Raw genomic sequence first — 19932 nt, 5'->3', positions numbered from 1 at the left:
AGCCCTACGCCAAACCGGCCCCTCCACCACGGCCTGCCGGCCGCGGTCCCCCTCCCCGTTCCGGGGAGGAGCTTTAAGGTCAAGCCCACCCCTCCAGCACCTGGTCGGGCGGCCGATGCCCGTCCGCCCACATGCGGATATTGGCGATCACTTTCTCGCCGGTCGCCTGCCGTGCCTCGATCGTCGCGGAGGCCATGTGCGGCAGGAGCACGACATTGTCGCGGGCCAGGAGCCGCGGGTCGATCGCGGGTTCGTGCTCGAACACGTCAAGGCCCGCACCGGCGATCGTACCGTTCTCCAGCGCATCGATCAGCGCCGGCTCGTCAACGATCTGCCCGCGCGAAATGTTGATCAGATATCCGCCGCGTCCCAGCAGCTCCAGCCGCCCGGCGTCGATCAGATGATGCGTCGAGGCATTGTGCGGGCAGTTGATCGACAGCAGGTCGATCTCGGTCAGCATGTCGTCCAGCGCGGCGTGCCAGGTCGCGTCGACCGCGCGCTCGACCACGTCCGGCAGCCGCTTGCGGTTGTGGTAATGGATTCGCATCCCGAATCCGCGCGCGCGCATCGCGATTGCCTGGCCGATCCGCCCCATGCCGAGGATGCCGAGCGCCTTGCCGTTCACGCGGCGGCCCAGCATCGCGGTCGGTCCCCAGCCGCTCCAATCGCCGGCGCGGACCAGCCGCTCGCCTTCGGAGAGGCGTCGGGGCACGGCCAGGATCAGCGCCATCGCCATGTCCGCTGCATCCTGGGTCAGCACGCCCGGCGTGTTGGTGACGATGATGCCGCGCGCCCGCGCCGCGGCCAGGTCGATATGGTCGACGCCGTTGCCGAAATTGGCGATCAGCTTCAGCCCCGCGCCGGCATCGGCGATCAGCGTCGCATCGATCGCGTCGGTCAGCGTCGGCACCAGCACGTCGGCGTCCGCAAGCGCTGCGGCAAGCTGGTCGCGGCGCATCGGCCGGTCCGTCTCGTTCAGCCGCACGTTGAACAGCTCCCGCATCCGCGCCTCGATGGCGGGCGGCAGCTGGCGGGTGACGACCACCCTGGGACGCGCGATCTGCGGCATGTGTCGAGCTAGTCAGGCGCCGGGAGCGCCGTCAAGCGCGCTTGATGCGCGAGTCCGGCTGGGGCAACACGGAACGATGCTGAAGCCCATTGCCGCCGCCCTTCTGGCGCTGATCGTGACCAACCAGGCCGCCGCCCAGGACAAGACGCCGCCCTATTGGGCGTCGATCGTGCCAAGCAAGGCGCGCATCCGCACCGGCCCGGGCCGCAATTTCCCGGCGGTCTGGCTCTATCAGCGCCGCGGCCTGCCGGTGAAGGTGATCGCGACCTTCCCGTCCTGGCGCAAGATCCAGGACCCGGACGGCGCGCAAGGCTGGATGCAATCCAACATGCTGTCCGACGACCGCACCGGCATGGTGAAGGACGGCGTCACGCCGATGCGCGCCAGGCCCGACGCAGACGCGGCGATCGTCTGGCGCGCGGAACCGGGCGTCGTCGGCCGCCTCCGCAAATGCCGCGACGGCTGGTGCGATTTCGATGTCAACGGCCGCCGCGGCTGGATCGAAGCCACGCATCTGTGGGGGGTCGCGACGGGCGAGAAAGTGGAGGGTTAAGCTGGCTTCTCCCGGAAGGCGGACGGCAGCAAACGGCCGATAGCAGACATCAGAGTCGTTGCGATTGGCGCGTCACCGCTGCGGTCGTCGGGCCTGGCGACCCTTGGTTTGTGGTCACCTTGCGGACGGCCGCCGCCGCAGTCGCAGTCGCTCCAGCCCTCGACGCGTTTCTTCGCGAAGGAGCTGCGATTTCTCGCACGCGGCGTCTGCCCGCCGGAACAGCATTTCGGTCCCGAAACTCTCTCTGACAAGCGCCTCCGAAGTCACGTCGATCACGTGGTGCACCAGCGCCAGAACGGTGCCCGCTTTGTCACGCACGGGCCAATTCACCGGGCGCCAGTAGCGCTTTGTCCACTGCCCCTCGGGATCGATCACATCGTAGCGTTGGACGTTCATGATTTGCCGAGAACCGGAGGCGCGCGCCTCGGTCAGCGATTGCCTAAGGTTGGCGACGCCGTCTGCGCCGGGAACAGCAGGATTGTCCGGAAAGGCCTGGAACATGTCGCGTCCGGCCAGACTATCGCGCTGCCGCATGGTCGCCGCGAGGTACGCGTCATTTGCATCGATGATCTCGAACTCGGGCGTCATCAGGAGGAACGGCGTCGGTGCCCCGGAATAGACCTCCCGGTAAATCAGCTGGGCCATCCGGCGCTTCCCGTTCGATGTCCGAAAGTGGCGTTGCGCGCTCGCAGTGGTCATGATCCAATACTCGGTGCTGCTTCTATCAGCCTGCCCGCGCCACATTTTCTAGTCAAACGGGAATGTCGGCACTCCACCCACTTGCGGACACCGGCGGCAGTCAGCCGATCGCCTCCAGCATCATCTCCAGCGCGACGCGCGTCGCCTCTTCGCGCACCTTGCCGCGTCCCACGTTTCCAAAATGCTCCTCGCGGTGGAACGCCGGGCGGCCGCGGCGGGCGCAGCCGAAATGGACCAGGCCGGGTTCGTCGTCGGGACCCGCCGGCCCGGCAAAGCCGGTGACCGACGCGACCACGTCCGCCCGGCTGTGCGCCAGCGCGCCTTCGGCCATCGCGAGCGCCACTTCCTTGCTGACCGCGCCGTGCGTGTCGATCAGCGGGCGCGGGATGCCCAGCATGCCGGCCTTGGCCTCGTCGGTATAGACGACGAAGCCGCGCTCGAATGCGTGGCCCATTCCCTCCACGTCGGTCAGCAGCGAGGCGATCAGGCCGCCGGTGCAGCTCTCCGCCGTGGCGAGTGTCAGCTCCCGGTCGCAGGCGCGCGTCAGCAGCCGAATCGCCAGCTCTTCCACCTCGGGCGGCAGCGCGCCGCTCAGCGTCTCCGCGCCGGCCATCAATTCCTACTCCGTTCGCTTCGAGCGCAGTCGAGAAGCGCCTGCTCCGAGCTGACGGTTTCTCGACTTCGCTCGAATCGAACGGATGAAAACGAAGGCTGCATTCCTTTCAGTCGATCAGCTCGACCGCAACCGCCGTCGCTTCGCCGCCGCCGATGCAGAGCGAAGCGACGCCGCGCTTCAGCCCGCGATTCTGCAGCGCCGCGATCAGCGTCGCCATGATCCGCGCGCCCGAAGCGCCGATCGGATGGCCGAGCGCGGTCGCGCCGCCGTTCACGTTCACGCGCTCGTGATCGATGCCCAGATCGCGCATCGCGATCATCGCCACGCACGCAAAGGCTTCGTTGACCTCGAACAGGTCCACCTCGTCCGCCGACCAGCCGGCTTTGGCGAGCACCTTGCGGACGGCATCGACGGGCGCGGTCGTGAACTTCGCCGGCTCGTGCGCATGGGCGGCGGTCGCGACCAGCCGCGCCACCGGCTTCAGCCCGCGTTCGGCGGCGACGCTCGCGCGCGTCAGCAGCAGCGCCGCCGCGCCGTCGGAAATCGACGAGGCGTTGGCGGCGGTGATCGTGCCGTCCTTGGCAAAGGCGGGCTTCAGCGACGGGATTTTGGACGCATCGCCCTTCAGTGGCTGCTCGTCCTTGTCGATGACCTCGACGCCCTTGCGGCTTTTCACTTCAACCGGCACGATCTCCCGGTCGAAGCCGCCGCTCGCCTGCGCCGCCTGGGCGCGGGTCAGCGATGCGACCGCGTAATCGTCCTGCGCGGCGCGGGTGAACTGATATTCGCCCGCGCTTTCCTCGGCAAAGCTGCCCATCGCGCGGCCGGGCTCATAGGCGTCCTCGAGCCCGTCGAGGAACATCGAATCCATGATCCGGTCATGCCCGATGCGCGCCCCGGCGCGGTGCTTGGCGAGCAGATAGGGCGCATTGGTCATGCTCTCCATGCCGCCCACGACCAGCATGTCGACCGAGCCGGCCGCAAGCGCCTCCGCGCCCATGATCGCCGCCTGCATGCCGGACCCGCACATCTTGTTGACCGTCGTCGCCTCGACCGAGCGGGGAAGCCCGGCCTTCAGCGCCGCCTGCCGCGCCGGCGCCTGGCCCAGGCCAGCCGGCAGCACGCAGCCCATGTAAATGCGCTCGACATCGTCGCCCTCGACGCCCGCGCGCTCCACCGCTGCCTTGACTGCGGTCGCCCCAAGATCGGTCGCGGATGCCCCAGAGAGGCTCCCCTGGAACGATCCCATCGGCGTGCGGGCATAGGACAGGATAACGATCGGGTCGGCGGTCATGATTCTCTCACTCAAATGGATGCTCCCCATATCCGTTCGCTTCGAGCGAAGTCGAGAAGCGTGTCTCGACTTCGCTCGACACGAACGGCACTAGGACGAAATGTGGGGTGCGGCAGGCCTCGCAGGAAAACAGGGACAGTCCCTATTTAAAAATCGGGACTGTCCCCATTTCTTGCACTGCCCGGCTTCTCGCGCGCCAGCCGACCCCTGCAAAGCCAAGGATCATCAGCGCCCATGCCGCGGGTTCGGGGACGGTGGCTCCGACGAGGCTGAACGCGGCGTTGAACGGGCCCTGGCCGGTAATATCCGTCCCGATCCGCAGCCAGTCCGGTGCCAGGTCCTCGTTGCGGATCCAGCTCTGCAGGTCCGGCGTGAACGGGGTTCCGGGCGCCACGATCGGCTTGGGCGCGGACAGCCACAGGAAATTTCCGCTGCCGTCGATGCCTACCTGCGGCACGAAGAAATAATGGCCGGCCTCCAGGATCAGCGGCGTCGCGAAGGTGAACGAGAACTGGACCTCCTCTCCGCGAACCGCCCCTTCGCCGCCCGTGAACTGGTTGGGCGCGGCGTGGATACCGTTGATGACCGAGTTGGCCGCGGTCGCGTCGGCAGCAAGCAGGGCCGGCGTGAAGCTCAACTCGCCCGCTGCCGAGTCGCGCGATGCGAGCGCGTTGTCGGACGGCGAGTTGTTCCGAGTCGGCACATGGCGGGAAGGCGGATTGGTCGAATCGAGCGGGAACACCCGATAGATCTCGACAGTCACATCGTTGATTCCGCTCAACGAAAAGCCGTCCGGCAGCAGGCCGGTGAAGGTGCCGCCGGTCAGCTGCGTCTTTCGCGACAGGATGAAATCGTCCGCGCTCTCGGTCTCGATCTTGCCGGCGCTGGCTTGCCGCGTCGCCGTCGCGATCCGGTCATCGGGATTTCCGGTGCTGAAGAAAAAGCTGTCGGCTTGCGCATTTGCGGAAAACAACAGGCCCGCAGCAATGGACGTCAACGCGTAAAGGAAGTCTCGCCTCATGACACGATCTCCTCTGGCGGAAACAATTCCCCTCGCTCGCAACGCTACGGCTGGATTGTGACTCCTTTTCGGTTGCGCGTCGAGCGTCGCGTTGCGGGCTCGACACCGCCGCTTGGCGGCGGCAGGAGAGGGCGATGTGGGGGCTCGCCGGTTTCTTCCTGGGTGCGATCGCGGGGAGCTTTCTCGCCACTGCCGTGATCCGCTGGCCGGCAGGGCGGCAAGTGACGCGCGGCCGATCGGCCTGCGACCGGTGCGGCCGCATTCTCGGCCCGCTCGACCTGATCCCGATCGCGTCCTTCCTGATCCGCCGCGGCCGCTGCGCGACCTGCGCCGGCGCGATCGACCGCCGGCATCTGATGGTCGAAGTCGCCGCCGCGCTGATCGGCGCGATCTCGTTCGCGATCGCGCCCGGGGCGGTCGGTGTCGCCGGCGCGCTGTTCGGCTGGATGCTGCTGCTGCTGGGCGCGCTCGACGTCGAGCATTTCTGGCTTCCCGACCGGCTGACCTGGCTGCTCGCGCTGATCGGCATCGCGCTCGGCGCGGCCGGCCTGCCGCCGGTCCCGAACGACCGATTGATCGGACTGGTGCTCGGCTTCGCCGGCCTGTGGCTGGTCGGCGCGCTCTACAAGGCGATCCGCAACCGGGAAGGCCTGGGGGGAGGGGACCCGAAGCTGCTCGGCGCGATCGGCGCCTGGCTCGGCTGGGCGGCGCTCCCCTATGTGCTGCTGCTCGCCGGCCTGGTCGGCATCGGCGCGGTGCTGATCGCAAAAACGCGGGGCGAGGACGTCAGCGCAACGACCCGCGTGCCGTTGGGAGCGCTGATGGCGGTGGCAGCGTGGCCGGTGTGGCTGTTCCAGAACGGAATGCCGTAAACACGGGTCACGAATTCAGCGCCTCAGTCCCGCTGCCGCCCGCGCACCCGCCTCGACGTCGGCCATGCTCATGCCCGGCTTCACCAGCCAGCTCCCGCCGACGCACAGCACCGCCTCCTCGGCCAGCCATTCGGGTGCGGACTGAAGCGTGATCCCGCCGGTCGGGCAGAAGCGCACATCCCCGAACGGCCCGGCTAGCGCCTTCAGCGCCTTCAACCCGCCGCTCGCTTCGGCGGGAAAGAATTTGAACCGGTTCAGTCCCAGTTCCAGCCCGCGCATGATGTCCGACGCGTTCGCGATGCCGGGCAGGAAGCAGGCGCGGCGCGCGCTCGCCGCCTGGGCCAGCCGCTTCGTCAGGCCGGGGCTGACGATGAACCGCGCGCCGGCATCCAGCGCAAGATCGAGCTGCGCTTCGTCAAGGACCGTGCCCGCGCCGACGATCGCGCCCTCGATCCCGGTCATCGCCGTCATCACTTCGAGCGCGCGGCGCGTGCGGAGCGTCACTTCCAGCACATTGAGGCCGCCTTTGACGAGCGCGGTGCCGATCGCGACCGCCTGGTCGGGGTCGTCGAGCACCAGCACCGGGATCACCGGCGCGGTCCGCATGATCGTTTCGATGTCGTCCATTCGCCCTGCTCCTGCGGCGTGTGCCCTTGCGATTAGCGGGATTTTCACTTCCGCCAAGTAGAAGACTGACTCATATTAGGTTTCGCGAATCCGCGGGGGATTCGTTTCCGTTCGTTTCGGTCGGGGGGCCGATAAGCCTTGCGTTTGTTGCTGTTCCTGTTCGGCCTGCTGGCCTCGGTTCCCGTCTCTGCCCGTCCTCTCGTCGCGATCGTCGACAGCGGCATCTCGCGCACGCCTCAGCTCGCGAACGTGCTGGTGGGCGAATACGACATGGCGGGGAAGCGTCCCCTTTATCACCCGCGCTACGATCACGGCACGATGGTTGCGACCATCCTCAACCGCGAGGCGCAGGGCGCGGTCGATATCGTCTCGATCCGGATCGACGATGCCGCCGGCTGCCCGTCGGACCGCTCGCCGCCGTGCCAGCCCTCCTCGCGCCCGATCGTGGCGGCGATCGACAAGGCGGTCAGCCTTGGCGTGGATGCGATCAACCTGTCGCTCGCGCTCGCCGACGATCCGGCGATCACCGACGCGGTGCGCCGTGCGTCCGACAAGGGCATCATCGTCGTGATGGCCGCCGGCAATGACGGCCGCAACCATCCGGACAACACCGCGATGGCACGCGCCGGCTTTCCCCGCGCGGTGCTGGTCGGCGCAACCGACGAAGCCGGCAATCCGTGGACCGGCAGCAATCGGCCGGATGCCGACGATTATCTCTATGTCTGGCGCCGCGGCGTCGACGTGCCGACGATCTCGGCGACCGGACAGAGGGTGTTCGGCACCGGCACCTCCTTCGCCGCGCCGATCGAAACCGCCCGCCGCGTGCTGGCGAAGACGCACGAGATGGCGGCGCTCGCGGGCACGCACTAGGGTGTTCACCTGAGCAGCGGGCTCTGGCTCGCAAGGTCGTTGCGGATCGTCGTCGCCGCGACGCCGCCTTCGCCCATCGCGTGGCTGATCTGGTCCAGACCCTTCACCACGTCGCCGGCCGCATAGACGCCCGGCACCGATGCGCGCTGATGCGCGTCGACCTTGATGCAGCCGTCCGGCGCCAACGCGACGCCCAGCATCTTCGCCAGCCCCGAATGCACGTCCGATCCCAGCGCCGGATAGACGCTGTCGAACTGGTGTTCGCCGGCCGCGGTCACCAGCACGATCGCGTCCCGCTCCAGCCGGACATCGGTGACCGGCCCATCGGCCGCGCCGATCCCGAATTCCTCCAGCCGGTGCCAGTCCTGCGCATCCAGCTTGCGCTGCCTTGTGTCCGGCGCGACCAGCGTCAGGTCGGCCGTGAAGCCGCGCAGGAACATGGCTTCGGCAACGCCGTGGCTGTCGTCGCCGATCACGCCGACCTTCTTGTCGGTCACTTCATAGCCGTCGCAGATCGGGCAATAGCGGATCAGCCCGCGCGCCAGCGCCTCGTCGTGCAGCGCCTCGTCCATCGGCGGCCGCCGGTTGGTGACTCCGGTCGCCAGCAGAACCGTGCGGGCGTTGACCGGCCCGCACCCCCATTCCGCCTCGAACCCGCCGCCGATCGCCGCGAGCCGCGTGACCCGGCCTGTATCGATCGCCGCCCCATATTTCTGCGCCTGCGCCGTCATCCGCGCGATCAGCTCCTCGCCGCTGATCCCGTCCGGAAACCCGGCATGGTTGCGCGTGCACGGGATCAAGGCGGCCCGACTGTTCCCCGCATCGACGACGCGGATCGAAAGGTGGAAGCGCGCCAGGTAAATGGCCGCGGTGAGGCCCGCCGGCCCCCCGCCGACGATCAGGCAATCGAGCATGTCAGGCATCCGAGCGCGAAGACCTGAGAACGGCGGAAGTTCCTTGAACATCCAGGCGAGAGATGTATATCCCAACTAGATATACGAGGATCGGCCATGGTCGAGTTTACAACGAGAGTTTTTAAATCAGGAAACTCGCTTGCGATCCGGCTGCCAAAAGCTCTGGGTTTTCGCGTCGGCGAAGACGTGAAGTTCGCACCTCACAGAGACGGCAGTTTTTCCGTCTGGCGGGAGAGCGACGCTGCCAAGGTTCTGGATAGTCTGTATGGCGCATTTTCGCCGGGGTTCATGGCCGGCGGCCGAGGCGACATTGAGCAGGAAAATCGGGATTGGAGCAGGTCTGGTCGAGATCGCGCGGCCTGATCATGTACCTTCTGGATACAAACGCCTGTCTAGATTTCACGCTGGCCAGAAGCGACAAGTTGCGGGCTAGAGTGCGTGCGCAGGAAGCGCGTGACATGGCAATCTCCTCTGTTACGTTGGCCGAGCTTCGCTTTGGCGCGCAACGGCCCGAAGCCGATCCGGAAGATGAACGCCGGTTAGACGTATTCGTCAGCGTGCTTACAACCTACCCCTTCGACGATACTGCCGCTGAGGCCTATGGGCGATTGGGCGGGAAGGTTGCCGTTCGCCGGAATAGTTTCGACCGGCTCATTGCGGCGCATGCGCTTTCGCTCGGCGCCACGCTGGTCACGAACAACGAATGGGACTTCGCCGGCATCCCCGGTCTCCGCGTCGAGAACTGGACCAAGTGACCTTCGCCGCCACCGTCCTCACCCTGTACCCGGAGATGTTCCCCGGTCCCCTCGGCGTCAGCCTTGCCGGGCGGGCGCTGGCGGAAGGCGTGTGGTCGCTGGACACGGTGCACATCCGGGATTTCGCCGCCGACAAGCACCGGACGGTGGACGATACCCCGGCCGGCGGCGGCGCCGGAATGGTGTTGCGGCCCGACGTGCTGGCCCATGCCGTCGACCATGCCCGCGCGCGGCAGCCCGACGCGCCGGTGCTCGCGATGAGCCCGCGCGGCAGCCCGCTCACCCAGGCCCGGGTGCGGGCGCTGGCGGCGGGGCCCGGCGTCACCATCCTCTGCGGCCGCTTCGAAGGGTTCGACGAGCGTATTTTCGAGGGGCGCGACGTCGAGCCCATCTCGATCGGCGACTATGTCCTGTCCGGCGGCGAAGTGGGCGCGCTGGTGCTGCTCGACGCTTGCATTCGACTGCTCCCCGGCGTAATGGGCGCGGCTTCCAGCGGGATCGAGGAGAGCTTTGAAAGCGGGCTGCTCGAATATCCGCATTATACCCGACCAGTCGACTGGGAAGGGCGCACGATCCCCGAAGTGCTGCGATCGGGGGATCATGCGAAGATCGCCGCCTGGCGGAAGCACCAGGCGGAGACAGAAACACGGCTAAGGCGGCCGGACCTTTGGGAGCGCTACAGGAGCGCTCGGGTCGATCGCCCTCTGGCGCGCGGCGACGATTAAGGGACGAAGACCAATGAACCTGATCCAGCAGCTCGAGGCCGAGCAGATCGCCAAGTTCAACGAAGCGAAGAAGATTCCCGAATTCCGCCCCGGCGACACGCTGCGCGTCGGCGTGAAGGTGGTCGAAGGTGATCGCACCCGCGTCCAGGCCTATGAAGGCGTCTGCATCGCTCGCGCCAACAAGGGCATGGGCTCCAGCTTCACCGTCCGCAAGATCAGCTTCGGCGAGGGCGTCGAGCGCGTCTTCCCGCTTTATTCGCCAAACATCGAATCGATCGACGTGGTCCGCAAGGGCGTCGTCCGCCGCGCCAAGCTCTATTATCTGCGCGGCCGCACCGGCAAGTCGGCCCGCATCGCCGAGCGCCGCGACACCCGTCCCGAGAAGACGGCGGCCGAGACTGCCGCGGCCGAATAATTCGGGCGAGTAGCGAAAAGGAGGGCCGGCGGCGCAAGCTGCCGGCCTTTTTCATGCCATTCGTTCGGCTGAGCGAATTCCGAAAGGCGCCGAAGCTCAACTGCCCCCCAGCAGCAGCACGCCGCCCAGCAGCACCGCGCATCCCGCCAGCCGCGGCGCGCCGACGCGCTCGTGCAGGATCAGCATGCCGAACAGCGCGCCGATCATCATCGACATCTCCCGCGCGGGCGCGACGATGCTGACCGGCGCGCCCAGGCTCAACGCGCCCAGCACCAGGATATAGCCGAACGGAGAGAGGAGCCCGACCGCGATCGCCAGCGGCCAATGGCCGCGCATCGCCGCGACGGCGGCGGCGCGATTGCGCAGCACCGCGGGCAGCAGCAGGAAGAAGCGGAGCGTGTTCGAGCACCAGTCGAGCACCACCGGCGGGATCAGCAGGGCTTTGACGCCATACGCGTCGACCAGCGTGTAGCCGGCGATCAGCCCGCCGGTCGCGCCGCCCCAGCGTACACCGTCGCGCGCCGCCGGCCGATGAAAGGCGGCCAGCCGCCCGTCGGTGGCGATCAGCGCGATCCCGATCACCACCGCGATCAGCCCGGCCGCCCGGAAATAGGTGACGTGCTCGCCCAGCAGCAGGAAGGCGCCGATCGCCGACAGCATCGGTCCGGTCCCGCGCGCGACCGGATAGACCACCGACAGGTCGGCAAGCTGATAGCCGCGCTGCAGCGCCAGGCTGTAGGCCAGGTGGATCAGCCCGCTCGCCAGCAGGCAGCCGAAGACGGGCGCGCCGATCGGCAACGCCCCTTTCGCGATCAGCCAGATCGCCCACGGCGCATAGGCGATGCAGGCGACGAGGTTATACGCGAAGATGAATGCGGCCCCCGCATCCGCCGCCCGCTTGGCGAGCAGGTTCCACGTCGCATGACAGATCGCCGCCAGGATGACGAGCGCGAACGAGGCGAGAGGCATTGCGGGCGACTGGACCCGACTTCCTCAATCCTGTCCAGCGATTTGCCCGCGGGTGCTGGCAGAGAGAACGGCCCCAGGGGCAAATTTGCTGGCGAACAGAAGAACATGATGGAATAGGGGCTCCGTCATTCGGGAGCTGCCGCCAAGGCACTCGCAAAAATGGGGAGGATAAACATTGCGCAAATCGACCTGGCTGTGCGCCGTAGTTGCTCTTTCGTTTCCGGCGCCGCTGTTGGCCCCTGCCGTCGCGCAGACCACGCAGGCCGCACCTGCAACTGAGGACGCGCGGCTCTATGCGTTCCTCGATCAGGAATTTGCCGAGCAATTGCGGCAGGAGCCGCAGCTCGCGACGCGACTGGGCATAAAGGAAGGCGAAGACAAGCTCGACGACATCAGCGATGCCGCCGAACTCCGCCAGCTGGAATGGCGTCGTGGCAGCGTCGCGCGCATGAAGGCCCAATTTGACCGCGCCAAACTGTCGCCCGATGCGCAGATCAACTACGACATCTGGGCGCTCGAACTTGATCGCGCGGAGCTCAGCTACCGCTATCGCCGCTTTGCGCCGCCCTTCTACTCGTTCCTCTATTCGGTCCATTCGCGGCTGCCGGACTTCATGATCAACACGCACACGGTTCAAAACGCAGCCGACATGCACGCCTATGCCTCCCGGCTACGCGCCATGCCGGCGGTTCTGGACGTGGCGATCCTGCAAAGCCGCGCGTCCGACAAGGCGGGCGTGCATGCCCCCAAGTTCGAGATCGAGCGCGTGATTGCCGGCAGCCAGGCCATCATCACCGGTGCGCCGTTCGACAACCGGGCTGCATCGCCGCTCTGGGCGGACGCCCAGGCCAAGGTCGGGAAGCTCAAGTCCGGCGGAAAGGTCTCGGCTGACGAGGCGGATGCGCTGCTGGCCGAAACGCGCACCGCGCTGCTCTCGATCAAGCCGGCCTACGAACGCGTGATCGCCTGGGCAAAGAGCGACCTGCCGACGGCGCCGAGCGGCCGCGTGGGCATGGTCTCCATTCCGGGCGGCGCGGAATGGTATGCCGCCGCGCTGAAGCTCAACACGACCACCGATCTCACCGCCGACCAGATCCACCAGATCGGGCTTTCCGAGGTCAAGCGGATCGAGGGCGAGCAGGACGCGCTCGCCCGGCAGGCCGGCTTCAAGGATCGGTTCGCCTATTATGCCGATCGCCAGCAGCGCCATCCGCCGGTGCCGTGGACCGACGAAAACCGCGCTGAATATCTGCGCAAGGCCAATGCGGTGATCGCTCATAACCGCACGCTGCTGCCCAAATATTTCGGGAAGCTGCCGGTCCACGCGATGGAAGTCGTGCGCGAACCGTCGTTCAGCGAGGTCGCCGGCGGCGCCGCCCATGCCGCGGGGCCTAGCCCTGACGGCGTCCGGCCCGGCCGCGTCTATGTCCATCTGCTCGGCACCACCGACGATCCCGCGCCGGATGCGATGGTCGACCTGATGTGCCACGAAGGCGTGCCCGGACACGTCACGCAGGGCGATATCCAGGTCGGGCAGCACGGCGGGCCGAAATTCCGCCAGGTGGCCCGCTACGTGGCGTTCAGCGAAGGCTGGGGCCTCTACTCCGAAGCTTTGTGCAAGGAGATGGGCGCCTATCCCGATCTCGCCAGCGATTTCATGCGGCTGGAAGCAGAGCTGTTCCGCGCCGCGCGGCTGGTGGTCGATACCGGCATCCACGCCAAGGGTTGGACCGAGGATCAGGCGGTCGACTATATGGTCAAGACCGGTCGCGCCTCGCCGGACCAAGCGCGGTCGGAGGTTCGCCGCTACATCACGCTGCCGGGCCAGGCGACCGGCTACAAGATCGGCATGCTCAAGATCATGGAGCTGCGCCACAGGGCCGAGCAGCAGCTTGGGCCCAGGTTCGATATCCGCGCCTTTCACGATCTGCTGATCGGCTCGGGCTCGCTGCCGCTGCCGATTCTCGAGCGTCGCGTGGACGATTGGATCACCGCGCGCAAAGCGTAAGCCTCTGCCTCCCCGGCGGAACGGACACCCCGTTCCGCCGGGCACCGGTTCAGCGCGTCGTTGATCAGCGTCGGCGCGAGACCAGGATCAGCACCACGCCGACGATGGCCAGGATCCCGCCGCGGGTGGCCCAGGGGCGCTGATCGAGCATGAAGCTGGACGCCGGCCAATGGACGAGCCCGGTGCCCTGCCCGATCCACAGCAACCCCATCAAAACAGCGGCAACACCCACGATCGCGATGATTGTCCTCATTGCACCCCCCATCAGCTCCCAACGCACAGCTTCGCAGCTCGCCCCTGGCCGAGCAACGGCGGGAATGGACCCATGGCGGACCAAGCCCCTCTCCCGCTTGCGGGAGAGGGAGGGGCCCACCGCAAAGCGGTGGGAGGGTGAGGGTCTGGGCTCTCACGGTCGCTGCGCTTCGCTCTGGCCTCCTCACCCCGCTCGCGCTGGCGCGCGAGTCGCCCTCTCCCGGTCGGGGAGAGGGGCTGGCCGCTAACCACCCATTGCGGATCTTAGCTGAACCCGGCACATCCCGCTGACCCATGCTTTTTCCGCCATCTGGCCCCGATCCACATATCCTGCGGCGCGCCGCCATGGCGTCTCGGGCCGCGGGCCGTGCCGAGGACGCCGAGCGGCTGGAGCTTGCCGCGATCGACGCCTCGATCGCGAACCCGGTGCTGATCGAGGCGGGTGCGGCGCTCGTCGCGAACGATCTGCGCACCGCCGAGCGGCTGCTGCGCCCGCATCTTCGCGACGATCCGTTCGATGTCGCCGCGATCCGGATGATGGCGGAGCTGGCCGGCCGTCTCGCCCGGTATCGCGACGCGGAGGCGCTGCTCAGGCGGGCGCTGGAGCTGGCGCCCGGCTTCCGCCCGGCACGCTCCAATCTGGCGACCGTGCTGCACCGCCAGAACCGCTCGGCCGAAGCGCTGGCTGAGCTCGACACGCTGCTCGCCGACGATCCCGCCAACCCGACCCACGAGAATTTGAAGGCCGCGGCGCTCGGGCGGATCGGCGAGTTCGACGAAGCCATCGAGCTCTATGAAAGTGTCCTCGAAAAGGCGCCCGATCAGCCGAAAATCTGGATGAGCTACGGCCATGTGCTGAAGACGGTCGGCCGCCAGCCCGACTCGATCGCCGCCTATCGCCGCGCGATCGCGATCCGTCCCGGCCTCGGCGAGGTCTGGTGGAGCCTCGCCAATCTGAAGACGGTCAAATTCTCCGACGACGACGTCGCCGCGATGCGCGCGGCGCTCGACGGCGCCGGCCTTTCCGATGACGACCGCCTCCACCTTCATTTCGCGCTCGGCAAGGCGCTGGAGGACCGCGGCGAGGCGGAGCCGTCGTTCCGCCACTACGCGCAGGGCAACGCGATCCGCCGCCGCCAGCTTCCTTACGATCCCGCCGATACCGACGCGCAGGTCGCGCGCGCAGAGGCGATCTTCACGCCGGAATTCTTCGCCGCCCGCGCCGGCTGGGGCTGCCCTGCGCCGGATCCGATCTTCATCCTCGGCATGCCGCGCGCGGGCTCGACCCTGATCGAGCAGATCCTCGCCAGCCATTCCCAGGTCGAAGGCACGATGGAGCTGCCCGACATTCCCGCGCTCGCCGCGCGGATCGGCTCGGGCGACACGCCGATAGACAAGCTTACCGCCGCCGAGGTGCGCGCGCTGGGCGAGGAGTATCTCGATCGCACCCGCATCCAGCGCAAGACAGGCCGGCCCCTGTTCATCGACAAGCTGCCGAACAACTGGATGCATGTCGGCCTGATCCGGCTGATCCTGCCGAACGCGACGATCGTCGACGCGCGCCGCCACCCGCTCGCCAGCTGCTTTTCCAACTTCAAGCAGCATTTCGCCCGCGGCCAGAGCTTCACCTACGGGCTGGAGGATGTCGGCCGCTATTATGCCGCCTATGTCCGGCTGATGGCGCATTTCGACCGTGTGCAGCCCGGCGCCGTCCACCGCGTCATCTACGAACGGCTGGTCGACGACACGGAGCGCGAAATCCGCGCCCTGCTCGACGCCCTGGGCCTGCCGTTCGAAGAGTCCTGCCTCCGCTTCTGGGAAACCGAGCGCGCCGTCCGCACCGCCAGCTCCGAACAGGTCCGCCGCCCGATCAACCGCGAGGGCTTGGAGCCCTGGAAACCCTTCGACCCCTGGCTCGCTCCGCTGAGGACGGCTCTGGGCGATGTGCTGGATGTCTATCCAAATTCCCCTCCCTTCTAGGGAGGGTTTGGGGTGGGTATCGGCCGAAGGCCGAGCAAATCACCGCCGCTGGAAAGGAGTGAAGGTCAACGCAGCCGCGGCTTCCGAACGCGACCGGCGCGCGTCGCGATCACCTCCGGCGCAAACCCCAGTCGTCTCTCGGCAGCGGCGACGATAGCTGCGGCCACACCATCGGCATTCTCCCGCACCTCATTGTTCCAGAACCGGATCACGTGCCATCCGAGCGCCCCAAGGTGCGCGGTCCGCGCTTCGTCATATGCAGAATCGGCGTGCTGGCTCCCATCAAGCTCGACCACGAGCCGTGCCTGCCGACAAGCCAGATCGGCGACATACAGGTCGCTGATTGTAAGCTGCCGCGTGAAGCCCGGTCGAAAGCGGGACAAGCGGCGCCAGATCATCCGCTCTTCCGGCGTCGCTTCTTGACGCAGCCGGCGGGCAAACGACGTCTTTGCGGGGTCGACGCGCTTCATGCGATCTCCTTAAGCTGTGGCATTTAGCTCGGCCTTCGGCCGAACCCACCCCCAGCCCCTCCCTTGCAGGGAGGGGAGCCTCTCCAACCGTTGCATAAGCGCAACAGCCGTTCAGGAAAGCGCGCGGGCGCCTACGCTGGCTCTTTTACCATGCCCTGAAACCGGTGAAGCTCCGTTCCGGGATATTGGGGGAGGACAGTTCGTGCGTCGGAAGACTTTCACTCCGGTGATGGCGGCGTTGCTCGGCAGTTCGATGCTGGCCGCGCCCGCGCTTGGCCAGGACCAGGCGACACCACAGGCGACACCACAGGCGGCGACCGGCGGCAACGAAGCGATCGGCGACATCATCGTCACCGCGCAAAAGCGCGAGGAAAGCCTTCAGAACGTGCCGATCAGCGTGCAGGCGCTCGGCACGCAGAAGCTCGAGCAGATGAACATCTCGAACTTCAACGACTATACGCGCCTGCTGCCCAGCGTCGCGTTCCAGACGTCGATCCCCGGCACCGCGACCGTCTATATCCGCGGCGTCGCGAGCGGCGGCGACGGCAACCATTCGGGCTCGCTGCCCTCGGTCGGCTTTTACCTCGACGAACAGCCGATCACGACGATCGGCGGCACGCTCGACGTCCACATCTACGACATCGCCCGCATCGAGGCGCTGTCGGGCCCGCAGGGCACGCTCTACGGCGCATCGTCGGAAGCGGGCACGGTCCGCATCATCACCAACAAGCCGACGACCGCCGGTTTCGAAGGCGGCTTCGACGTGGAGGGCAACACCGTCCACAAAGGCGGGCAGGGCGGCAAGATCGAGGGCTTCGTCAATGTGCCCTTGAGCGAGACGGTCGCGGTCCGCGCGGTCGGCTTCTACCAGCACGACGCCGGCTATATCGACAACATCCCCGGCACCCGCACCTTCATCAAGGGCTCCAACCCTGACGGGTCGATCAACCCGAACGGCCTGTCGATCAGCAATTCGAACCTGGTCAAAAAGGACTATAACGACGTCGACACCTATGGCGGTCGCATCGCGCTCGGCATCGACCTGTCCGACGACTGGACGACGACCTTGTCCATCTTCGGTCAGGACCAGAAGGCGAATGGCTCGTTCGGCTATGACCAGAGCCTGGGCGACCTGAAGGTCCAGCGCTTCTTCCCGGAGTTCAACAAGGACAAGTGGATCCAGGCGGCGCTGACCGTCCAGGGCAAGATCGGCAATTGGGACCTGACCTATGCCGGCGCCTATCTCGACCGGAAGCGCAACAGCTCGTCGGATTACACCGACTATGCCGAAGCCTATGACCAGCTCTACGCGAATTACGACCTGGGCGACGGCAATTTCCTGCACGGCCTGAGCGAGGTGTTCTACTACCAGGACAACGCCGGCAACACGATCCTGCCGCTGCAGCACATCGACGGCAGCGACCATTTCAAGCGCATCAGCCAGGAACTGCGCGTCTCGTCCCCGGCCGAAAACCCGTTCCGCATCGTCGGCGGTCTGTTCTATCAGCGCCAGTCGAACATGATCCACCAGGATTACAAGATCGACAATCTGGGCGCCCAGGTGTCGGTCAACGGCCTGCCCGGCACGCTGTGGCTGACGCAGCAGAAGCGCGTCGACCGCGACTATGCGATTTTCGGCGAGGCGAGCTGGGACATTCTCCCGACCGTGACGCTGACCGGCGGCCTCCGCGGCTACAAATTCGACAACACGCTGGGCGGCTTCTTCGGCTTCGGGCGCAATCCGGCTGCCGATCCGGACGACGGACGGCCGTTCACCGCCACGCCGTTCAACGCTGCGGCCAGCTCGCGCACCGGCGTCGCCGGCTGTTACACGACCGACGGCCGCACGCTCCGCGAGGTGATCAACAACAGCAGCGACCCCGTCACGCTGTTGCCGCCGATCACCCGAGGCAGCCCGTGCACCAACCTCGCCGATTTCAAGAACGGAACGCTGGTGCCGAAACGCACCAAGGACACCGGTTTTCTCTACCGCGCGAACGTCACCTGGAAGCCGGCCGAGGACAAATTGTTCTATGCGACCTGGTCGAAGGGCTTCCGTCCCGGCGGTATCAACCGCCGCGGCACGTTGCCGCCCTATGCGCCCGATTTCCTCGTCAACTATGAAGTCGGCTTCAAGACGACCTGGAACAATGTGTTCCGCTGGAACGGCGCCTTCTTTTGGCAGGATTGGAAGCATTTCCAGTTCAGCTTCCTGGGCCAGAACAGCTTCACCGAAATCCACAACGGCCCGAATGCCCGGATCAAGGGCATCGAGACCGATTTCGCCTGGAACCCGGTCGCCGGCCTGACCCTGTCGGGCAGCGGCGCCTATACCGATGGCAAGATCAGGCGGAATCTCTGCCTGTTCGACGATCCGACCTTTACCTGCACCACGCCCGGACCGGGCGGCGAGGCCAATCGCGTGTCCTCGCCCAAGGGAACGCGGCTGCCGATCACGCCGCGGTTCAAGTTCAGCGCGACCGGTCGCTACGAATTCCAGGCGGGAACCGACGTCAAACCCTATTTCCAGGCGACGGTCACGCACTCGAGCTCGGCCGCATCCGATATCCGCCAGAGCGTCGACGGCCCGAACGGGTTCATCTTCAACCCGGCGCTGCAGCTCGGCCGCCTGCCGGCGTGGACGACCGCCGATTTCGCGATCGGCGCGAAATGGCAGCATTTCACGACGGAGCTGTTCGTCCAGAACGCGTTCGACGAGCGCGCGCAGATCACGCGCTTCGTCCAGTGCGGCAGCTGCTATCCGTCTGCGGACGGGTTCCAAGGCTTCAGCCGGTCCTACGCGGTCGTGCAGACGCCGCGCACGATCGGGATCAGGGCAGGGTATCGGTTCTAGGTCGAAAGCTGAGTCCTGGCTTGAATCGGCGGACCCCGCTCGTCCCGAGCGAAGTCGAGGGGCGCTGCTCCGGACCCAAGCCCCTCTCCCGCTTGCGGGAGAGGGAGGGGGCCGCCGCGAAGCGGTGGGATGGTGAGGGTCTGCGACTCTCACGCTCGCTGCGCCTCGCTCTGGCCTCACTTCACTCGCCGCGACTCGCGAGCCCCTCCTCTCCTTATGGAGAAAGGCTTTGTCGGCAATCGGCTCAAAGGGGACCTGAGCTTCTCTCCCCTTGCGGGAGAGAATAGCTTTGCTTGGCAGCTTGCTGCCTAGCAAAGCTTAGAGAGGGGTGCGGCGCTTTGCGCCGCGCGAGCCTGCGGCTCGCCCCCCTCTCCCCGCTCGGCTGCGCCGAGTCGCCTCTCCCGCAAGGGGAGAGGGAAACGTCCGGTTTTCACCCTTCGCGGACATGGATCAGTGCGGAGCGACTCCGCAGAACTTGTTGATCCAGCGATCGAAGGATGGCGCGATGACATCCGCACTGTGATCGTCATGATCGAAGAACACGACCGGCAACTTGTCCGAAGCGTCGGTCTGAGTCGGGAAGCAGAATAGGTTTCCCGTACAATCGGTGGCGAAAGCAATCAGACCGTCGGGCAACCCCAAGTCGCGCCAATCCTCAGTGACGGTCACCATCTCGGCTGGCGTAAGGAAGTCACTCACGTCCCTCAGTCCGAGTTGGCGATTCACGATAGCGTTCAGTAACTCGATGGTTGGACGCGGCAGGCCGAACTCAAGCAGGGCGTTCCGGTAGTCGGCGGGGAGTCGCGTTTGGAGGCGTCCTTCCGCGCGTGCAAGTTCGTCTTCTGTGACAACGTCAGCGATGGAGCTGGGATGCATCCACAGCGAAATGAAGCGGCCTAGGCTCATCGTTTCTGCTTAGCCGCTCGTCCTGCACTTGAGAAAGGTGCGAACTTCCGCAAACCACCCAAT

The 19932-nt window shown here is 66.6% G+C and carries 20 protein-coding genes and 1 pseudogene; 10 read left to right on the top strand and 11 right to left on the bottom strand.

All coding sequences use genetic code 11. The features are described from left to right. Window positions 1-79: 79 nt before the first annotated feature. A complete protein-coding gene (locus tag SCH01S_RS06430) occupies window positions 80-1069 on the bottom strand; it encodes a 2-hydroxyacid dehydrogenase (RefSeq protein WP_046347950.1) in 990 nt (329 codons plus the stop codon). Between the two features lie 76 nt (window positions 1070-1145). Here SCH01S_RS06430 and SCH01S_RS06425 point away from each other — a divergent pair, with 76 nt between their 5' ends. After that, window positions 1146-1622 (top strand): SH3 domain-containing protein, encoded by a 477-nt coding sequence (locus SCH01S_RS06425; RefSeq protein WP_046347949.1) that lies wholly within the window; start codon window positions 1146-1148, stop codon window positions 1620-1622. Window positions 1623-1736: 114 nt separating this feature from the next. On the opposite strand, the gene SCH01S_RS06420 is transcribed toward SCH01S_RS06425, so the two are convergent. The 4 genes from SCH01S_RS06420 to SCH01S_RS06405 all read right to left on the bottom strand — a co-directional run bounded on the left by SCH01S_RS06420 (window position 1737) and on the right by SCH01S_RS06405 (window position 5252). Next, a complete protein-coding gene (locus tag SCH01S_RS06420) occupies window positions 1737-2267 on the bottom strand; it encodes a PAS domain-containing protein (protein WP_052733813.1) in 531 nt (176 codons plus the stop codon). Between the two features lie 154 nt (window positions 2268-2421). Beyond that, window positions 2422-2934 carry a CinA family protein gene (locus SCH01S_RS06415; RefSeq protein ID WP_046347948.1) on the bottom strand — a complete coding sequence of 171 codons (513 nt, stop codon included), beginning with the start codon at window positions 2932-2934 and terminating at the stop codon, window positions 2422-2424. Between the two features lie 109 nt (window positions 2935-3043). Further along, on the bottom strand, window positions 3044-4231 hold the full coding sequence (locus SCH01S_RS06410) for a thiolase family protein (protein WP_046347947.1): 1188 nt from the start codon (window positions 4229-4231) through the stop codon (window positions 3044-3046). Between the two features lie 142 nt (window positions 4232-4373). Beyond that, a complete protein-coding gene (locus tag SCH01S_RS06405) occupies window positions 4374-5252 on the bottom strand; it encodes a PEP-CTERM sorting domain-containing protein (RefSeq protein ID WP_046347946.1) in 879 nt (292 codons plus the stop codon). A gap of 134 nt (window positions 5253-5386) precedes the next feature. On the opposite strand from SCH01S_RS06405, the gene SCH01S_RS06400 reads away from it, so the two are divergent. Continuing rightward, window positions 5387-6124: a prepilin peptidase gene (locus SCH01S_RS06400; protein WP_046347945.1), complete on the top strand. Its 738-nt coding sequence runs from the start codon at window positions 5387-5389 to the stop codon at window positions 6122-6124. A gap of 15 nt (window positions 6125-6139) precedes the next feature. Here the strand turns inward: SCH01S_RS06400 and eda are convergent, their stop codons facing one another. Beyond that, entirely contained in the window at window positions 6140-6751 is a 612-nt protein-coding gene (gene eda, locus SCH01S_RS06395) for a bifunctional 4-hydroxy-2-oxoglutarate aldolase/2-dehydro-3-deoxy-phosphogluconate aldolase (protein ID WP_046347944.1), read from the bottom strand. Window positions 6752-6889: 138 nt separating this feature from the next. Between eda and SCH01S_RS06390 the strand changes: the two genes are divergently transcribed. Then, complete coding sequence (locus SCH01S_RS06390; RefSeq protein ID WP_084689423.1) at window positions 6890-7621, top strand: S8 family peptidase; 732 nt, start codon at window positions 6890-6892, stop codon at window positions 7619-7621. A 5-nt stretch (window positions 7622-7626) separates the two neighbouring features. Here the strand turns inward: SCH01S_RS06390 and SCH01S_RS06385 are convergent, their stop codons facing one another. Further along, entirely contained in the window at window positions 7627-8535 is a 909-nt protein-coding gene (locus SCH01S_RS06385) for an NAD(P)/FAD-dependent oxidoreductase (protein WP_046347942.1), read from the bottom strand. Between the two features lie 96 nt (window positions 8536-8631). Here SCH01S_RS06385 and SCH01S_RS16045 point away from each other — a divergent pair, with 96 nt between their 5' ends. From SCH01S_RS16045 to rplS, 4 genes and pseudogenes are all read left to right on the top strand, one after another. Further along, entirely contained in the window at window positions 8632-8898 is a 267-nt protein-coding gene (locus SCH01S_RS16045; protein ID WP_084689422.1) for an AbrB/MazE/SpoVT family DNA-binding domain-containing protein, read from the top strand. 2 nt (window positions 8899-8900) lie between these two features. Beyond that, on the top strand, window positions 8901-9290 hold the full coding sequence (locus SCH01S_RS06380; RefSeq protein ID WP_217995418.1) for a type II toxin-antitoxin system VapC family toxin: 390 nt from the start codon (window positions 8901-8903) through the stop codon (window positions 9288-9290). Then, window positions 9287-10032, top strand: a pseudogene (gene trmD / locus SCH01S_RS06375) (tRNA (guanosine(37)-N1)-methyltransferase TrmD). Before SCH01S_RS06380 ends, trmD begins: the two are co-directional and overlap by 4 nt. Then, on the top strand, window positions 10029-10430 hold the full coding sequence (gene rplS, locus SCH01S_RS06370; RefSeq protein WP_046347940.1) for a 50S ribosomal protein L19: 402 nt from the start codon (window positions 10029-10031) through the stop codon (window positions 10428-10430). The pseudogene trmD and the gene rplS overlap by 4 nt, the downstream one beginning before the upstream one ends. A gap of 96 nt (window positions 10431-10526) precedes the next feature. On the opposite strand, the gene SCH01S_RS06365 is transcribed toward rplS, so the two are convergent. Further along, window positions 10527-11399 carry an EamA family transporter gene (locus SCH01S_RS06365; RefSeq protein WP_046347939.1) on the bottom strand — a complete coding sequence of 291 codons (873 nt, stop codon included), beginning with the start codon at window positions 11397-11399 and terminating at the stop codon, window positions 10527-10529. A gap of 232 nt (window positions 11400-11631) precedes the next feature. Between SCH01S_RS06365 and SCH01S_RS06360 the strand changes: the two genes are divergently transcribed. Beyond that, the gene (locus tag SCH01S_RS06360) at window positions 11632-13407 is read left to right on the top strand and encodes a DUF885 domain-containing protein (RefSeq protein ID WP_245612175.1); all 1776 of its coding nucleotides are present in this window, start codon (window positions 11632-11634) and stop codon (window positions 13405-13407) included. A gap of 64 nt (window positions 13408-13471) precedes the next feature. Here the strand turns inward: SCH01S_RS06360 and SCH01S_RS06355 are convergent, their stop codons facing one another. After that, the gene (locus tag SCH01S_RS06355; RefSeq protein WP_174436026.1) at window positions 13472-13660 is read right to left on the bottom strand and encodes a hypothetical protein; all 189 of its coding nucleotides are present in this window, start codon (window positions 13658-13660) and stop codon (window positions 13472-13474) included. 344 nt (window positions 13661-14004) lie between these two features. On the opposite strand from SCH01S_RS06355, the gene SCH01S_RS06350 reads away from it, so the two are divergent. After that, a complete protein-coding gene (locus tag SCH01S_RS06350; RefSeq protein WP_245612174.1) occupies window positions 14005-15639 on the top strand; it encodes a tetratricopeptide repeat-containing sulfotransferase family protein in 1635 nt (544 codons plus the stop codon). A 65-nt stretch (window positions 15640-15704) separates the two neighbouring features. Here the strand turns inward: SCH01S_RS06350 and SCH01S_RS06345 are convergent, their stop codons facing one another. Beyond that, window positions 15705-16109: an endonuclease domain-containing protein gene (locus SCH01S_RS06345; RefSeq protein ID WP_046347937.1), complete on the bottom strand. Its 405-nt coding sequence runs from the start codon at window positions 16107-16109 to the stop codon at window positions 15705-15707. 202 nt (window positions 16110-16311) lie between these two features. On the opposite strand from SCH01S_RS06345, the gene SCH01S_RS06340 reads away from it, so the two are divergent. After that, the gene (locus SCH01S_RS06340; RefSeq protein ID WP_369385527.1) at window positions 16312-18963 is read left to right on the top strand and encodes a TonB-dependent receptor; all 2652 of its coding nucleotides are present in this window, start codon (window positions 16312-16314) and stop codon (window positions 18961-18963) included. A 450-nt stretch (window positions 18964-19413) separates the two neighbouring features. On the opposite strand, the gene SCH01S_RS06335 is transcribed toward SCH01S_RS06340, so the two are convergent. Continuing rightward, window positions 19414-19869 carry an SMI1/KNR4 family protein gene (locus SCH01S_RS06335; RefSeq protein ID WP_046347935.1) on the bottom strand — a complete coding sequence of 152 codons (456 nt, stop codon included), beginning with the start codon at window positions 19867-19869 and terminating at the stop codon, window positions 19414-19416. Window positions 19870-19932: the final 63 nt, after the last annotated feature.

Source organism: Sphingomonas changbaiensis NBRC 104936, assembly GCF_000974765.1.
GTDB classification, from domain to species: domain Bacteria; phylum Pseudomonadota; class Alphaproteobacteria; order Sphingomonadales; family Sphingomonadaceae; genus Sphingomonas_B; species Sphingomonas_B changbaiensis.
Note: the sequence above shows the minus strand (reverse complement) of the source record. Positions and strands in the feature narration are given on the sequence as shown.

What these genes read in the sequence shown, in the direction of transcription:
- SCH01S_RS06430 (WP_046347950.1), bottom strand. Translation starts at nt 1,069, where the DNA reads ATGCCGCAGATCGCGCGTCCCAGGGTGGTCGTCACCCGCCAGCTGCCG.
- SCH01S_RS06425 (WP_046347949.1), top strand. Translation starts at nt 1,146, where the DNA reads ATGCTGAAGCCCATTGCCGCCGCCCTTCTGGCGCTGATCGTGACCAAC.
- SCH01S_RS06420 (WP_052733813.1), bottom strand. Translation starts at nt 2,267, where the DNA reads ATGGCCCAGCTGATTTACCGGGAGGTCTATTCCGGGGCACCGACGCCG.
- SCH01S_RS06415 (WP_046347948.1), bottom strand. Translation starts at nt 2,934, where the DNA reads ATGGCCGGCGCGGAGACGCTGAGCGGCGCGCTGCCGCCCGAGGTGGAA.
- SCH01S_RS06410 (WP_046347947.1), bottom strand. Translation starts at nt 4,231, where the DNA reads ATGACCGCCGACCCGATCGTTATCCTGTCCTATGCCCGCACGCCGATG.
- SCH01S_RS06405 (WP_046347946.1), bottom strand. Translation starts at nt 5,252, where the DNA reads ATGAGGCGAGACTTCCTTTACGCGTTGACGTCCATTGCTGCGGGCCTG.
- SCH01S_RS06400 (WP_046347945.1), top strand. Translation starts at nt 5,387, where the DNA reads ATGTGGGGGCTCGCCGGTTTCTTCCTGGGTGCGATCGCGGGGAGCTTT.
- eda (WP_046347944.1), bottom strand. Translation starts at nt 6,751, where the DNA reads ATGGACGACATCGAAACGATCATGCGGACCGCGCCGGTGATCCCGGTG.
- SCH01S_RS06385 (WP_046347942.1), bottom strand. Translation starts at nt 8,535, where the DNA reads ATGCTCGATTGCCTGATCGTCGGCGGGGGGCCGGCGGGCCTCACCGCG.
- SCH01S_RS16045 (WP_084689422.1), top strand. Translation starts at nt 8,632, where the DNA reads ATGGTCGAGTTTACAACGAGAGTTTTTAAATCAGGAAACTCGCTTGCG.
- SCH01S_RS06380 (WP_217995418.1), top strand. Translation starts at nt 8,901, where the DNA reads ATGTACCTTCTGGATACAAACGCCTGTCTAGATTTCACGCTGGCCAGA.
- rplS (WP_046347940.1), top strand. Translation starts at nt 10,029, where the DNA reads ATGAACCTGATCCAGCAGCTCGAGGCCGAGCAGATCGCCAAGTTCAAC.
- SCH01S_RS06365 (WP_046347939.1), bottom strand. Translation starts at nt 11,399, where the DNA reads ATGCCTCTCGCCTCGTTCGCGCTCGTCATCCTGGCGGCGATCTGTCAT.
- SCH01S_RS06355 (WP_174436026.1), bottom strand. Translation starts at nt 13,660, where the DNA reads ATGAGGACAATCATCGCGATCGTGGGTGTTGCCGCTGTTTTGATGGGG.
- SCH01S_RS06350 (WP_245612174.1), top strand. Translation starts at nt 14,005, where the DNA reads ATGGCGTCTCGGGCCGCGGGCCGTGCCGAGGACGCCGAGCGGCTGGAG.
- SCH01S_RS06345 (WP_046347937.1), bottom strand. Translation starts at nt 16,109, where the DNA reads ATGAAGCGCGTCGACCCCGCAAAGACGTCGTTTGCCCGCCGGCTGCGT.
- SCH01S_RS06335 (WP_046347935.1), bottom strand. Translation starts at nt 19,869, where the DNA reads ATGAGCCTAGGCCGCTTCATTTCGCTGTGGATGCATCCCAGCTCCATC.